The following is a 13,438-nucleotide window of genomic DNA, read 5'->3' as shown; positions in this document are numbered from 1 at the left end:
GTTGCGTCCATGCGTTTACTGCTCGGTATATAAAGCTGTTAAGCCTTGTTGGTTAGCCACAAGTAAGTATGAGCGATTGAACGAGATAGTACATAGGTCGACATTTTTTTGCGCTATTTTTACGTCAGAATCGCAATCACTGCCATGCACAAAAGCACTTAGCTCACCTGCACCTAGGCTAAAAGCGTGTCCCTTAATGCTAACCTGAATTGGCTCGGCAGCAAAGATACGTAAGGCATAGGCGTTGTCCTGGTTATCTTGCTGTTGCTCTATAAGGCTTATGTTTATCTGAGCAGCGTTTTGCCAGGCGACAACGTGGTATGCGTGATCATATTCCACTTCCACTTTCTTTTGCGCTACTGGGCCAAATACGTTTCTTGCTGCAACATAAAGGGAGAGCTTTCTGTTGGCATTACTCTCGTGAGTAATGGCATATTGCTGCGCATCTTTTGCTAGGGTAGCGAGGTAATAATCATCATCTGCCACGTCGCGTTCATCACCGTTAAGTTGGGTGTTGGCGATGTGGTAATCCAGCTCGTAGTCAGTGGCGTTAAGCAGGTAGTAATCATTTTTATAATAATCACTGCCAAAATTAATGGTTTCCAGCTCTTCCTCTAAATCATCCGACGAGCAGGCGCTCAGAAACAGTGCGGCGGTCGTTAACAATAACCAGTGTGACTTCATCGTTTTATCCTTAATGGCAATGGGTGTATGCCCAAGTTTATCCATCAAGGAATGACACGCATGTGTCAAAAGTCATAACTGTATAATGAACTTTTAAAAAGAGGGGGCGTTACTGGCGGGCGTAATTACTGAATTCACGTAGTGACAGCTTGCCATCTTTGTCCTGATCATAGCTGCTAAAGCGTGACCATAACGCGGGTTCTTGAGCGGCTTCTGATTTACTAATGGCACCATCGCGGTTGCGATCGAGTTCTTTAAAGCGCGACTCCACACTCCCAGCGTGGGCAGTGCTCAGAGAACTTAGAGCAATTAATGAGATAAATACAGTGACTATTACTTTCATATGAGTTCCTTGCGCGCGACTACGCACTTATATTGTTAGCCTAACGAATCGATTTTCACACGCCAACCAGAATAAGATTAATGGCTCGATTAGTGCGATTAAATCCTAACTGGGTGTTAATTGTTGTTGCCTGAACCGAGCAAATTCATCGGCACTGAGTGTGTTATCTCGATTACGGTCGAGATCAGAAAAGACAGGCGCTAAACCATCAAGCTGCTGCGCTTCCAAATACGAAATAGAGTGATTATGATCACTATCCAAATGTTGAAATGAAACCTGGCTTTTTGCAAAAGTGACTGTTATCACCGTGAGAAAAGCAACGAAAACACTTAAACGTCGCACTGCATCCTCCAATTCATAGTGGCTTAATTCAAAAGCAGGTATAACCGATTTATCATGCCTAAGTTATACCCGCGCAGCATTAACAAGAACAATGCCAGTTTTTGTTCTTGTTAAAATTCATAGGGTTAGTAGGTTGGTCATGAAGGTAGTTAGGTAGAGTTGTTGCCAAATAGCAACAAGTGGCGCGTTAATTTTTAAATTTATATATATTTCAAAGTTTTACGGATTCGCAAATTTGCAACAGGAGGCAAGTTGATAAAACAGTTATGGCGTTGGCGGCCCAATCTATTTGCACAGTTTTTTATTGGCGTAGCCATTCTGTTGGTGCCACTGGCTTTAGTCGTGGTGGTGTTCTTGCAGGCCCTTGATAAGCACATGGTGAATACTCAGCAAATGGTTCTGAGTAGTTATCAAAAAAATGAGCAATTCAATGAATTTAAACAACTTTTCCAGTCTCTAGAGCGTGCAACCCTGCAAAATTGGGTACTGCAAAGTGAGCAGTTAAGTGAGGCGGTAGCACAACAATGGCAAAAAGCAGATACGATGCTGGATAGCCAAATCAGTGCCGCTGATGTATTCAGTGAACAAAGCCGTTGGCAAGAGCTGTATGCCACCTTTAGCGCTACACGCGATGAATTACGTAATAGCCAAACGCAAAACGCACAATTGTTTGTTCCTTTACGCCAGCAGATTAATACCCATGGTCAGTGGCTGCATGAACACACTAAAAAGCAAGTGACGCATGCGCAGCAAGCTCTGGCTGATTTACAACAAAGCTTTATCCATTGGCTGGTGGCCTTGGTGCCTATTGTGTTGCTTTTTGGTGGCGGGTATCTATGGCGTATTAGCAGCCGACTCAGTTACCTTTCACGGGTGATTGGGCGCTTAGGCAAAGGTGATTGGGATGTTGATATTAAGCTCACGGGTGCCAAAGAATTAAGAGAGCTGGGGCAGAAACTACATTGGATGCAGCAGCAACTACAAGCGTTAGAGCAGCAAAAGGATACGTTCTTACGCCATGTTACCCATGAATTAAAAACCCCCTTAGCATCAATGGTGGAAGGCTGTGATCTGCTTAGCGAGCAAGTCGTTGGGCCCATTAACGAGCAACAGCAGGATGTGCTGGAGCTGATCAGCCAAAGCACCGAACGTCTGAGAGCGATGATTCAAAGCTTGCTCAATTACAATGCTATTCGCTCACGCACCGCCAATCCGCGCCCGTGTGAGCTTGCTGACTTAAAACATCAAGTGTTAGAGCATTTTGCTGATCGCTTAGCGTTAGCGCAGCAGAAGGTAAATTGGCAGTGTGATAAAAAACTCGCTATGCTGCGCCTTGATGGCGAATTGGTACAAATGATTTTGGTGCAGCTACTCTCGAACGCCATTAAGTTTTCTCCACCGGGTGCCACCATCACCGTCGCGATCAGTCAAAGTAAGTCTGAGGTTGAATTAAAAGTATGCGACCAAGGACCTGGAATTTCTAAAGCTGAGCAAGAACGTCTGTTTGACGCTTTCTTCCAAGGCAAAGCGGGCAAGTCTAGTCGCTTGCAGGGCAGTGGGTTAGGTTTGTCGATAGTTAAAGAATGTGTTGACCAACTCAACGGTGATATTAATATTCATTCAGTTTCCCCTAAGGGCAGTTGCTTTACGCTGCATTTCAATCAGTAATGGAGTTCATTATGAATAAGTTTGTCGCCTTGGTGAGCCTTGGTATGATCAGCATGCTAAGTGCCGGCTGTCAGTTGCTAGGGAGCGCAGAACCCAGTGCAACTGTGGTTGAACAACCCAAAGCGCCAACAACAGTAGTGGTCGGTACGCCCAACCCGAAACCGCGTCCAAAACAGCCGCCATCTTACCCGAGCGCACAACAGCTAGTGCAATGGCATGCGCAGCAATGTGGTGGTTTTGCCGCCACGGCGCAGGATAACGATGAAACTTTCATTGCCGAGCCGCAACTGAAGCAATTTTTTGCGCGTTTATGCTTACGAGGGCAAACGCAGCCACAAGAAATGTTGGCCGAGCTCGAAGTCGTGAGTGCCCAGTATTACTGGCCTGAATCTAGCGCTCGCTACTTCTGGTTGCTGAAACAGCAACTTATCGCCAATGCGCAGATGCGCCAGGAGTTACAAGCGCAAAAGCAAGAGCAAGCGCAAATGAAAGCGCGCATGCAAAAAACCTTGTCTTCGCTTGCCGCAATAGAGCAACAGCTATTGCAGCGCAGTACCCAGCAGGAGAGTGACAATGAGTACTAAGTCCAAAGTTTTATTAGTGGATGATGATGAAAGCCTACTGAAGTTACTCACCATTCGCCTGTTAGCCAATAACTATGAGGTTAGCACCGCGAATTGTGCCAGTGATGCCTTAAGCGAGCTGCAACAACAGCACTTTGATGTGCTTCTTACCGACTTGCGCATGGATGATATCGATGGCATGCAACTCGCCGAACAAGTGCAGCAACTTTACCCGACCATGCCAGTGGTGATGATGACCGCACATGGCTCTATTCCCGATGCGGTGAAGGCTACCAAGCAGGGCGTGTTTGCCTTTTTGACTAAACCCATAGATAAAGACGAGCTGATCGATACCTTAGCTAAAGCGGTGCGCCTGCATGGTCACAGCCAAGGTCAGCAAAGTAACCATCATGGTATCGTTACTCGCAGTGCCACCATGCACCACCTGCTAGAGCAAGTGCGAATGGTTGGCGCCGCTGATGTGAATGTGCTGATCTCTGGGGCCAGTGGTACGGGTAAAGAGTTATTAGCAAAAGCGGTGCATGAAAATAGCAATGTCAGTGATGGACCTTTTGTTGCCATCAACTGTGGTGCGGTGCCCGCAGAGTTGTTGGAATCACAGCTGTTTGGTCATAAAAAAGGGGCTTTTACCGGGGCCACCACGGACCATGTGGGGTTATTCTCACAGGCCGAGGGAGGCACCTTATTTCTCGATGAAATTGGCGATATGCCTTTGAATCTGCAGGTGAAGCTATTGCGGGTGCTGCAAGAGAAAACGATTCGCCCGGTAGGTCATAGTGAAGAAATTCCCGTTAATGTGCGGGTGGTGTCGGCAACCCACAAAGACCTACCCACGGCCATTAGTGAAAATACCTTCCGTGAAGATTTGTATTACCGCTTAAATGTCGTCAATCTGCGCCTGCCGGCATTAAATGAGCGTCGCGAAGATATCTCGCTGTTGGCACATTACTTTTGTGAGCAAATTGCGGCGCGCCAAGAGCAAGCGGTGAAACGCTTCAGTGACGATGCTATGGACTTGTTACTGCGCCATGATTGGCCCGGTAATATTCGTCAGTTGCAAAATGTGGTGGAGCAAGTTGTGGCGCTTAGCCCTAGCGAGCTTATCAGTGCGAAGCAAGTAGCGCTGGCGCTGCAATGTGAGATGGAGTCGAGCTCACCCATCGCTCTTAATGAAGCGAAAAAGCAATTCGAGCGTGAGTATTTGATCCGCGTTTTGAAAATGGTGGATGGCAATGTCGCTCAAGCCGCTAAACTCGCCAAGCGTAACCGCAGTGACTTTTATAAGTTGATTAAAAAGCACGATATTGACGCTGAGCAGTTCGCGCCATCGGCAAGTAAGTAAGGGCCACTTTAAGGCTCTTACAATCTCAATAACTCATAGATATACTGACTTTTTTAAGACGCATGGAATAATTTAATGCAGTTATTTATGGTGTATTTAGGTGGGCGTGTTCGCGGCTGTCATATTGAAATGCACGACGTACGCTTTGTGGTTGGGGAGTCCATTGACGATACCTACTCAAAACTCAAGGCGCAATGGGTCGGTGACAAGGACAAGGTGCATATGGACTCGTATATGGCTGTTAACGATATTGATGGCTACCACATTGCCATTGCCGACACGCCGCAAAATCGTCCGGAGCGTTTGTATTTTGTGAACTTAGGTGCCTATGAAGCGGATAAAATGGCTGAGCAACATGCCTTCACATTGACCGTTGCACACAGCGCCGAGCAAGCCAAACAGCAAGTCAAACAACGTTATTTAACGCACATGAGCCATCAGCATAAAGATGACCTCCATGAGGTGGATGACTGCTTTGCCTTGGATTTGCTCGATAACCAATACCATATTCACCTAACCCCAAGCGGACGCTCGCAAACAATCAAGCCGGATTGGTTTGGTTATCACGTATTGTAGCGACCTGATTACTCCTCGTCCTGCTCATCTTGTTCTTGTTTGATGGCCATGCGTATCGCAATAATGACTAACGCAAACAATGCAAAGGGCAGGGCCGCGAGGGCGTACTCTACGATATGGCTATCTTGATAGTTGGGTTGCAACACAAAGTGACCACCCACACATAAAGCGATAGCAATAAATAAAATAGGCAGTAGGGCAAGTTCTTTTTTAGCGCGGTGTGGTTTCACAAAAATAAGGCACGAGGAGAAGACGTGCCTTATTGTAATGAACCTTCACTGTTAGGTTCAAGGGGTATTGGCTGAGGAGGCGTTGGCTCAGCGTGTTCGCTATTATTAAAGAGCGCAAAAATATACTCAATCTCCTCAGGTTGAAGAAGCTGACCTGTCATACTCATTTGTGCTCCATAATTGCGACGATGGCCTAACTTTAACGCTTTAGGAATGAATAGGTCGTGAATCAATCTTGGATTATTTTAATGGTCAGTGAAAAGACCACGCCACTGCCATCAGCGAGGTTTTCAGCCTTTATTTGTGCCTGATGGTAATCGGCAATAAGCCGCGCCACGTACAAGCCTAATCCCAAATGGGGCTGCTGCTGCTTATCTTGCTCGCGCACCGACACCATGGAATCAAAAATATGCTCACCGATATCCGCAGGAAGCGCCGGGCCTTGGTTACTCACTTTAAGCACTGCGTGCTGAGCTTGGCGCTCAAGGGAAACGCCAATCGCGCTGCCTTCGTAAGCAAACTCCAGGGCATTGTTAATCAGCTTATCTAACAGCTGCGCTAAAAAATCAGCTGAACCTTCCACGGGAATAGCCGCGTCGCTAATGTTGATGTCAAAGTGTGCTTGCGGGTATGCGAACTGATACCCCTGCATACAGCCATGCACCACTTGCTGCAGATCGTAATGCTCTTTTTTTGCCGTTGAGATACTTTGCTCTAAGCGTGTTGCTTCACTCATAGTGGTGATCAATTTGTTCAGCCGATTAACCCCTTCCTGAGCCCGGGTGAGGTACTTTTGCTGTTGTGGCTCGGTGGCGATCATTTGTAAGTTTTCTAATGAGCTGCGCACCACCGCCACCGGCGTACGTAATTCATGAGACAGGCGCGAAGACATATTCTCTAGGTAATGGGTATAGCCGCCCAAGCGATTAACGATGTTGGCGAAGCTGCGGGATAAGTCACCAATTTCATCACTGTCTTTACTCAGTGTTAAGGTACCGCGAACACGACCTTGCTCATCAATGGCTTGCTCGGCACTGTCACGCAGGCGACGAATGCGCGAGGAAATACGAGAAGCGAAGAAAAACAGCGTGATGGTGCCGATAAACATCACCGCCAAAATCACGTTAAATAGCTTTTCCAGTGCCTTGTTGCGCAGCGTACGTACGCCATTGGTGGTCTCTTCTGCGATCACCGCGCCGAGCACTTGGTCGTCACCCCAAATAGGGTAGGCGGCACTGAGAATAACGGCTTTGTTATCCGGTGTCAGGCGCCAGTTGGAGGCCGGCTTGCCTTTTAGGGCGTTGGCTATGTGGCTGCCTTCAAGGGCGGCCACATCGTGCAAGGTATCTAAAAAATCACTGGGCGGGCGGGTGAGAATTTTATAGTACAGCGGGTGTAAAAAGCGCTCTTCAAAGCGTTGCCACGCCCCTTGTTGTTCGTTTTCTTGTAACGAGCTTGCCCAGACGCCATCGGCATGTTGAATGGTGCCCGACTGTGCTAATACTCGATGATGTTTATCGACAACCCAAATACGGCTGCCGCTGTGACCCATGCCTTTAATAATGCGTTTGATCTCAGGCGATGGCAGCAACACGGTGCCAAGGCGGTTGGCATCATGCACATTGGAGGTGGCCATGAGGTGGCGCTGCTGTTGGCCATCGTCCCAATCACTGATGGCAAAGCCCAGTTTGTTACCAAGCATATTTAAGGGCATACGCAGCTCGATGTTATAACCTTGTGCAGTGCGTCGGAAATAGCCCTGAATTTGTGTGTAGGGTTGCAGTGACGGCAGTTCAAAGGCGTTGACCCAGCCATCTTCGCGGGTCGCGACAATGTAATTCGTAAGCTCCCCCTGTGGCGTTTTTATGGCGATTTTTAAGTGGTCGTTGCGACTCACGCCAAGGGCATTTTTGGGGCGGTAACGCACGATGTCATCTCGCACCGCGAACACTGCGTACAGGTAATTACCATACTTGCCGACCATATGGCGAAAAGAGAGATCGGCGTTGTCGTGCTCTGGGTTGGGGGTACTCAGGTATTGGCCATGATACTGCCACATTAACTCTTGATAAGGCTGCCAATCACCCAATTCGCCATCAAGCCGAATGGCATTATCGATGCTGTAGGCGTACAGGTCGCGACCTTTCTCGACCTTGTCGGTAAATTGACTGGCGTTTTCAAACAGGGCCGGGCGTTCGTGTAAGGCTGTGGCCAGAGCTCGGGTGGTGCCCACCAAGGTTTTTTCTTGTCCTTTACGTAGGTACTTTTCCATTTCCCAAACGTACTCGTAGCCAAGCCATGGCAGGACGAATAAAAAGCAAGATAACACAATGACCTTACTGCGCAGGCCCAAGCCAAATCGTGCCATTTACTTCATTTCCCAGCGATAACCCATGCCATAGACGGTGTTGATACAATCAAAGCTAGCATCAATGGCTTGGAATTTTCTGCGAATACGTTTTACGTGCGACGTGATAGTGCTGTCATCGACGTATATTTTCGCATCGCTCATTAATTCATCACGACTTTTTACGTGACCAGGGCGCTTAGCAAGCGAATGTACCATCCAAAACTCGGTTACGGTCAGATCCACGGCTTGGTTTTGCCAAGCGGCGCGCATCCGCTTGAGGTCTAACTCCAAATCGCCTTGCTCTATGGTTTCATTCGCTTGCGGGGGCGTCTCTTGTGCTTCCACGCGGCGAAATAACGCACCAATACGCGCTGCTAAATGGGCCATGCTGATATCTTTGGTAAGGTAATCATCAGCCCCCATACGCAGGCCACAGACTGTATCAATTTCGCTGTCACGGGCAGTTAAAAAAATAATTGGCAAGGTATGCGAGCGGGCACGCAAACTTTGGCACAGCATAAAGCCACCATCAATCTCATTGCCTAAGCCAATATCGACGATGGCGAGATCTGGTAGCTGCTCAAACAGCGCTCTTTCAGCACTGGGCCTGTCGGCAAACCCTTGTACTTGGTAGCCTTGTCCTTCGAGCATTTCAACGTAGTTATCGCGAATAGCAGCTTCGTCTTCGATAATGGCAATGCGTTTCATAATCCGTGTGCTGAGTTTTTTGTTGTGAGCGCTACTATATCGCGAATTTAGCGCTTTGTGAGCAGTAACAGGCTAATTGCCATAATTCATCATTTTTGTGCTCGCTATGGCCGTCAGTGATTTATGCGAAGGACAAAAATATCCCCAAGGGTGTTTGGCTTATGTTAGCGACAGGCTACAATATCGGCTTTATATTTCCCAAGGTAGGCCCATGAAACTGACAGTAGAAATAAGCAAGTACCCATTGCATCAAGACTATATCCCCTATATTCAAGATTTCATTGACCGCCTTAATGCGCATGGCGATATTAAAGTGATCACCAATACCTTATCAACTCAGGTGTTTGGCGATTATGACACCGTGATGTCAGTGGTGAGTGCAGAAATTAAACGCTCCTATGAAACCTACGGCAAGGCTATTTTTGTGTGTAAGTTTCTATGCGGTGACCTCTCTCCTGAAGCGAGTTAAGAGGCGTAAAGATGGAAACTCTGAGCGCTATTATTGCCGGATTCAGTGCCATGTCGGTGTGGGAATACGTTGCTGTGGCATTATCCATGGCTTACTTGCTATTAGCTATGAAAGAGAGCTTGTGGTGCTGGCCGGCGGCTTTCATTAGCACCTTAATCTATACCTTGATGTACTGGAACGGCGCTTTGTTAATGGAGTCGGCGCTACATTTTTACTATATGGGTATGGCGGTGTACGGTTGGTGGGCATGGCGCTATGGTCGTCAAAATAGCGCCCGCCAAGGCATTACTTCATATACTGTCCAGCGTCACGCAGTGGTAATCGCAGCGACGGCGGTGGTCGCCCTCGTGGCCGGGTATATCATGGATAATTACACCCATGCTGATTACGCCTACCTTGATAGTTTAACCACCTGTTTTGCGGTGGTAACGACCTATTTGGTGGCACAAAAAGTGTTGGAAAACTGGCTATATTGGGTGGTTATTGATGCCGCGTCTATCTATTTATATGTTGCTAAAGGGTATTATCCGACAACGGTGCTATTTGTGTTTTACATGGTGATGGCGGTAGCCGGCTATCTGCGCTGGCGGGCGCAATACCAGCATAAGAGCACCACAGGAACGGCCTATGCCTAAATCTGTTGCCTCAATTAATAGCTTAGTGCGGCGGTATAAACCCAGCACGCGCATTGAGCAAATTACCTATTTGCCACAAGGTGTGAGCAACGAAAACTATCGTGTTGATACCGCAGAGCAATCGTGGCTGGTTAAATTTTATGCCAAGCCATTACCCCACGAGGCAATTGCGGCTCAGCGCCGCTTAGCCAAACAGGCTGCTTGTCCGGCGCCCTTGTACGTAGATGAAGCGCATCAAGGGGCTATTTTTCATTATGCGCCGGGTAAGGTGCCAGAGCAGTTTGATGTCAGCCAAGCTGTGAAGTGTTTACAGCTCATCCACGCCCAGCCATGCAGCGGGCCATACCTTGATTTGCATGCCGAGCTTAAGCGCTATGAGCATCAGCCTTTTTACCAAGCATATGCGCAAGCGCTGCATCAGGTTGTCACTGATACTAAAATGCAATCTGAAGATATGCGCTTTTGTCACAATGACTTAATTCGGCAAAACATTATTAGTTACTTAGGATGTTGGCAGTGCATTGATTTTGAATATGCTCAGCCCGGCGACCGATATTTTGATCTCGCCATGCTGAGCATTAGTTTCTCTCTGACTGAGGCACAACAGCACGCGTTGCTAAGTGAGTACTTTGGCAGTGAGCAACGCATTGACTGGGTTAAGTTTACGGCTATGCAGAAGTTAGTCGCGGCGCTGAATTATTTTTGGTATCGAGCGAATAACACTGCGCATCGAGTGGATGAAGCCAAACTACAACTCGATGAGATTCTAAATGCCACCTAGGCGCTGCGCCAACTCCTTATATCTTTCCACGTCGCTTTTATCGAACATTGGGTCACCGTTATCATCTTGGCTTTTGGCAATGAGCAAATGCTCACGGGCAAGGCGTTTTACGCGTTCAATTTTTACACCAAGGTATTCGGCAACTTGTTCTGCAGTCATCAAGTTCATAGGGGCTCCAAACAGCATATAAATAGTAGTGTACATACGGTGAAACAGACGCTGTTCTTCTCAATAGCTGTGCGCTTTTATAGCGGCAGCAAGCCAACAATACTGAAATAAAAAGATGATGATATCTCAGCCCACTTACAGCTTGTTGAGGGAAGTTAACAGCAAATTTGCAACACAGTAGATATAAGTAAAGTTCAAGATAGCAGGATTGCCAGAGAAAATAACGCAAAAGTATGAGTCAAATGTAAATACCTTGAATGCCAAGGCGAAATTGCATCATGAATGAGTGAAATTTAATCGTATTGCTCGGTGCTGAGTGACAGCTGCTGAAAATATCGCCATATGATCGGCTAGGGCTAGTATTTACCTTGTGATGCCTTTACTATAAGCGCTGTCTGAACACATAGACACTGCGCTCTCGTGGTGAAATGGATATCACGTGGCCCTCCGGAGGCCAAGTTCTAGGTTCGATCCCTAGCGAGAGCGCCATTTCTTTTCTTAATATTACCGCCTTTAAATCAATCACCATCCCTCTTTCATATTGAGCATGTCATTTTTATTTTGTGTGGCAGTTATGAGCTATCAGCCTATGCCATGCAGTTAATATCATGCATTAGAGCAACTTTGCATGGCGCTGTGCCAAGTCAATGTGCAGCTATATTCGGGTAAGTCGTTCATCGCTCCAGTGCACCTAGATACCATCAAAGCGATTAAAGCGCTTTAAAGACGCTTAACAATCGCTTGCCTAAGGTATAAATCACTTGCTTAGTGTGGATGGGAATAATCACAAATAGTCCCATGCCAGCATCAAAGTTAGGATTCATTTTGCAGTAAAAGGCAATTTCTTTTTTATCACTGGCGTGAAAGGCCGCAAGCTCCGAGATGCTGTAGTTACTTGTACGGTTCACAGGCTTTAAACAACGAAGAGAGCCGCCAGGGCTTATTACCCCTTCTGCGTTAAAGTGCTCGAACAGCGCGTTGGGACTGCTGCAATCTGGGTGTGGCCAGATGATTGCTACATGCTTGGCGATGGCCCGATACATCGCTGGACTGAGCATTGTATCGGCATAATACACAGCGCCCCAAGGGCGTGTAAGCCAGTAGCGAATACTGTGATACAGGGAAAAAGAGAAGGTATTGCCACCATTTCTATATTGTGGGTAAAAAGCTGCAGAGGCTCGTATTACCGTGCTTTTGTCGTGCTGTGTGAAGGTTAACAGGCAATAGCCAATCAGCGTGCTATGGTCAAAATAAAGCCTGAGCTTACGCTGACATGCCTTGGGGTCATCAAAATAGTATTGCATGTACTCATCAGGGCTGACCCCGACAAAGCTGGCGGCGATCACTTCTTTAAGCGCTCGGCGCTGTGCGCTACTAAGCCACTGGGTCTGTTGATCTAAGTCGCGTATTTTTAAGCTCATACGTGGGCTACATCCGTGTGTGAAGGGGGGAACGTGGCAAGCTAAGCAGGCCACGTGGGTAGGCATTTTATAGCCATTTTTTCATACGAAAATACAAAGCGACGGCGGCGGTTAATATCACTAGAGCGAGAACAAACAACGGGAATGCCGCTGCTGATTCTGTTCCAGGAATTCCGCCAATATTGACGCCCAGTAAACCGGTAAGAAAGCCCAGGGGTAAAAACAGCGCTGCTACCACTGACATCACATACATACGCTTATTAAGTTGGTCGGATACTTGGCTCGCGACCTCTTGTTGGATTATCTGGGCGCGCTCAATATTCAAATCAAGTTCTTCTAAGTAGCGCAGCAGATGGTTAATGGTTTCATTGATGCGCGGTGTATCACTGTCAGCCAACCAACTTGGCTGTTGACTCACAAGCGCGCGCAGAGCCTCCTTTTGTGGTCTGATATAGCGCTTTAAGCCGATAGTTTGGCGGCGCACCTGTGATAGCGCATTGTGATCATGTGCTCGTTGGCTATCAACATCTTCTTCAAATTGGTCAAGTTTATCTTCGAGTTCATCTATCACACCTTGCATTCGCGAGGTTAAATTTTCGCACAATTGGCATACCAGTGCTGAGGTTGTGCTCGGCCCTTTGCCTTTACGTAAAGATTCAGCAAGGGCATTCACCGACAGCAGGCGGCGGTGGCGCGTAGAGACGATAAGCTGTTCACTAACGAACACGCGAATCGATACCATATCATCAGGACTATCTGCCGGATTAAGATTGACGCCGCGCAAAAACAATAAATGGCCACTGTCATCGCTGACAATACGAGGGCGTGTTTCATCGGCAATAAGGGCATCATGTGCAAATTCACTTAATGGTACCGCTGCCAAGTATTGCTCAATATCATCTTGGCAGTAATCAAGATGCAGCCACAGCACACCATCACTGGGCTTCCACTGCTTAATCGCTGATTTTTCAGTTAATTGTTCAGCGCCGCCTTGAGCGTCTAACACTAAGGCATGAATCAAAGCTGACATAACACCTTCACTTTCAATACAGAATGTTTCTTCTATCCTTGTCTATTATCGCTACAAGATCAATGAATAGTCTTTATCGACGCGAGTAATTTAATTCACTGTTCTTT

General features: G+C 47.3%; 17 protein-coding genes and 1 tRNA gene. 8 read left to right on the top strand and 10 right to left on the bottom strand.

The features are described 5' to 3' along the window. Positions 1-15 precede the first annotated feature (15 nt). The 3 genes from W04_RS02790 to W04_RS02780 form a co-directional block, all read right to left on the bottom strand. Entirely contained in the window at positions 16-684 is a 669-nt protein-coding gene (locus tag W04_RS02790; protein WP_138547105.1) for a hypothetical protein, read from the bottom strand. A gap of 109 nt (positions 685-793) precedes the next feature. Next, on the bottom strand, positions 794-1,027 hold the full coding sequence (locus W04_RS02785; protein ID WP_022943440.1) for an EF-hand domain-containing protein: 234 nt from the start codon (positions 1,025-1,027) through the stop codon (positions 794-796). 105 nt (positions 1,028-1,132) lie between these two features. Next, entirely contained in the window at positions 1,133-1,369 is a 237-nt protein-coding gene (locus W04_RS02780) for a calcium sensor EFh (RefSeq protein ID WP_022943441.1), read from the bottom strand. A 252-nt stretch (positions 1,370-1,621) separates the two neighbouring features. On the opposite strand from W04_RS02780, the gene W04_RS02775 reads away from it, so the two are divergent. The 4 genes from W04_RS02775 to W04_RS02760 all read left to right on the top strand — a co-directional run bounded on the left by W04_RS02775 (position 1,622) and on the right by W04_RS02760 (position 5,539). Continuing rightward, positions 1,622-3,037 carry a HAMP domain-containing sensor histidine kinase gene (locus W04_RS02775; RefSeq protein WP_022943442.1) on the top strand — a complete coding sequence of 472 codons (1,416 nt, stop codon included), beginning with the start codon at positions 1,622-1,624 and terminating at the stop codon, positions 3,035-3,037. A gap of 11 nt (positions 3,038-3,048) precedes the next feature. Beyond that, positions 3,049-3,621, top strand: coding sequence for a hypothetical protein (locus tag W04_RS02770; protein WP_022943443.1), 573 nt, complete (start codon positions 3,049-3,051; stop codon positions 3,619-3,621). Continuing rightward, positions 3,611-4,963: a sigma-54 dependent transcriptional regulator gene (locus tag W04_RS02765; RefSeq protein WP_022943444.1), complete on the top strand. Its 1,353-nt coding sequence runs from the start codon at positions 3,611-3,613 to the stop codon at positions 4,961-4,963. Before W04_RS02770 ends, W04_RS02765 begins: the two co-directional genes overlap by 11 nt. A 75-nt stretch (positions 4,964-5,038) precedes the next feature. Next, a complete protein-coding gene (locus W04_RS02760) occupies positions 5,039-5,539 on the top strand; it encodes a DUF1543 domain-containing protein (RefSeq protein WP_022943445.1) in 501 nt (166 codons plus the stop codon). Positions 5,540-5,547: 8 nt separating this feature from the next. Here W04_RS02760 and W04_RS02755 read toward each other — a convergent pair whose 3' ends face one another. The 4 genes from W04_RS02755 to pdsR all read right to left on the bottom strand — a co-directional run bounded on the left by W04_RS02755 (position 5,548) and on the right by pdsR (position 8,827). Next, positions 5,548-5,769, bottom strand: a complete 222-nt coding sequence (locus W04_RS02755) for a hypothetical protein (protein WP_045979315.1) — start codon at positions 5,767-5,769, stop codon at positions 5,548-5,550. Positions 5,770-5,798: 29 nt separating this feature from the next. Then, positions 5,799-5,936, bottom strand: coding sequence for a hypothetical protein (locus tag W04_RS18830; protein WP_157576255.1), 138 nt, complete (start codon positions 5,934-5,936; stop codon positions 5,799-5,801). A gap of 62 nt (positions 5,937-5,998) precedes the next feature. Continuing rightward, the gene (gene pdsS / locus W04_RS02750; RefSeq protein WP_053909724.1) at positions 5,999-8,137 is read right to left on the bottom strand and encodes a proteobacterial dedicated sortase system histidine kinase; all 2,139 of its coding nucleotides are present in this window, start codon (positions 8,135-8,137) and stop codon (positions 5,999-6,001) included. Continuing rightward, on the bottom strand, positions 8,138-8,827 hold the full coding sequence (gene pdsR / locus W04_RS02745; RefSeq protein WP_022943449.1) for a proteobacterial dedicated sortase system response regulator: 690 nt from the start codon (positions 8,825-8,827) through the stop codon (positions 8,138-8,140). A gap of 211 nt (positions 8,828-9,038) precedes the next feature. On the opposite strand from pdsR, the gene W04_RS02740 reads away from it, so the two are divergent. The 3 genes from W04_RS02740 to W04_RS02730 are packed head-to-tail and all read left to right on the top strand — an operon-like array spanning position 9,039 to position 10,712. After that, the gene (locus W04_RS02740; RefSeq protein ID WP_045979317.1) at positions 9,039-9,296 is read left to right on the top strand and encodes a hypothetical protein; all 258 of its coding nucleotides are present in this window, start codon (positions 9,039-9,041) and stop codon (positions 9,294-9,296) included. Between the two features lie 11 nt (positions 9,297-9,307). After that, positions 9,308-9,931 (top strand): nicotinamide riboside transporter PnuC, encoded by a 624-nt coding sequence (pnuC, locus tag W04_RS02735; protein WP_053909723.1) that lies wholly within the window; start codon positions 9,308-9,310, stop codon positions 9,929-9,931. Next, positions 9,924-10,712: a phosphotransferase gene (locus W04_RS02730; protein ID WP_053909722.1), complete on the top strand. Its 789-nt coding sequence runs from the start codon at positions 9,924-9,926 to the stop codon at positions 10,710-10,712. Before pnuC ends, W04_RS02730 begins: the two co-directional genes overlap by 8 nt. On the opposite strand, the gene W04_RS02725 is transcribed toward W04_RS02730, so the two are convergent. Beyond that, the gene (locus W04_RS02725; RefSeq protein ID WP_022943453.1) at positions 10,698-10,880 is read right to left on the bottom strand and encodes a helix-turn-helix domain-containing protein; all 183 of its coding nucleotides are present in this window, start codon (positions 10,878-10,880) and stop codon (positions 10,698-10,700) included. The genes W04_RS02730 and W04_RS02725 overlap by 15 nt on opposite strands. Before the next feature lie 414 nt (positions 10,881-11,294). Between W04_RS02725 and W04_RS02720 the strand changes: the two genes are divergently transcribed. Next, positions 11,295-11,369, top strand: a tRNA-Arg gene (locus tag W04_RS02720). A 221-nt stretch (positions 11,370-11,590) separates the two neighbouring features. On the opposite strand, the gene W04_RS02715 is transcribed toward W04_RS02720, so the two are convergent. Both W04_RS02715 and zntB read right to left on the bottom strand, forming a co-directional pair. Beyond that, positions 11,591-12,301: a hypothetical protein gene (locus W04_RS02715; protein WP_053909721.1), complete on the bottom strand. Its 711-nt coding sequence runs from the start codon at positions 12,299-12,301 to the stop codon at positions 11,591-11,593. A gap of 67 nt (positions 12,302-12,368) precedes the next feature. Then, the gene (gene zntB / locus W04_RS02710; protein ID WP_022943456.1) at positions 12,369-13,331 is read right to left on the bottom strand and encodes a zinc transporter ZntB; all 963 of its coding nucleotides are present in this window, start codon (positions 13,329-13,331) and stop codon (positions 12,369-12,371) included. Between the last annotated feature and the right edge of the window lie 107 nt (positions 13,332-13,438).

Origin of the sequence: Pseudoalteromonas sp. SW0106-04 (assembly GCF_001293805.1) — a bacterium.
In the GTDB taxonomy this organism is placed as follows: Bacteria; Pseudomonadota; Gammaproteobacteria; order Enterobacterales; family Alteromonadaceae; genus Pseudoalteromonas; species Pseudoalteromonas ruthenica.
This window is presented reverse-complemented; position numbering and strand designations above follow the sequence as displayed.

Bases quoted from the DNA above. Each gene is read 5' to 3' on its own strand.
- pdsR (WP_022943449.1), bottom strand. From the start codon at position 8,827: ATGAAACGCATTGCCATTATCGAAGACGAAGCTGCTATTCGCGATAAC.
- W04_RS02730 (WP_053909722.1), top strand. From the start codon at position 9,924: ATGCCTAAATCTGTTGCCTCAATTAATAGCTTAGTGCGGCGGTATAAA.
- W04_RS02725 (WP_022943453.1), bottom strand. From the start codon at position 10,880: ATGAACTTGATGACTGCAGAACAAGTTGCCGAATACCTTGGTGTAAAA.
- W04_RS02765 (WP_022943444.1), top strand. From the start codon at position 3,611: ATGAGTACTAAGTCCAAAGTTTTATTAGTGGATGATGATGAAAGCCTA.
- W04_RS02785 (WP_022943440.1), bottom strand. From the start codon at position 1,027: ATGAAAGTAATAGTCACTGTATTTATCTCATTAATTGCTCTAAGTTCT.
- W04_RS18830 (WP_157576255.1), bottom strand. From the start codon at position 5,936: ATGAGTATGACAGGTCAGCTTCTTCAACCTGAGGAGATTGAGTATATT.
- W04_RS02760 (WP_022943445.1), top strand. From the start codon at position 5,039: ATGCAGTTATTTATGGTGTATTTAGGTGGGCGTGTTCGCGGCTGTCAT.
- zntB (WP_022943456.1), bottom strand. From the start codon at position 13,331: ATGTCAGCTTTGATTCATGCCTTAGTGTTAGACGCTCAAGGCGGCGCT.
- pdsS (WP_053909724.1), bottom strand. From the start codon at position 8,137: ATGGCACGATTTGGCTTGGGCCTGCGCAGTAAGGTCATTGTGTTATCT.
- W04_RS02790 (WP_138547105.1), bottom strand. From the start codon at position 684: ATGAAGTCACACTGGTTATTGTTAACGACCGCCGCACTGTTTCTGAGC.
- W04_RS02770 (WP_022943443.1), top strand. From the start codon at position 3,049: ATGAATAAGTTTGTCGCCTTGGTGAGCCTTGGTATGATCAGCATGCTA.
- pnuC (WP_053909723.1), top strand. From the start codon at position 9,308: ATGGAAACTCTGAGCGCTATTATTGCCGGATTCAGTGCCATGTCGGTG.
- W04_RS02715 (WP_053909721.1), bottom strand. From the start codon at position 12,301: ATGAGCTTAAAAATACGCGACTTAGATCAACAGACCCAGTGGCTTAGT.
- W04_RS02740 (WP_045979317.1), top strand. From the start codon at position 9,039: ATGAAACTGACAGTAGAAATAAGCAAGTACCCATTGCATCAAGACTAT.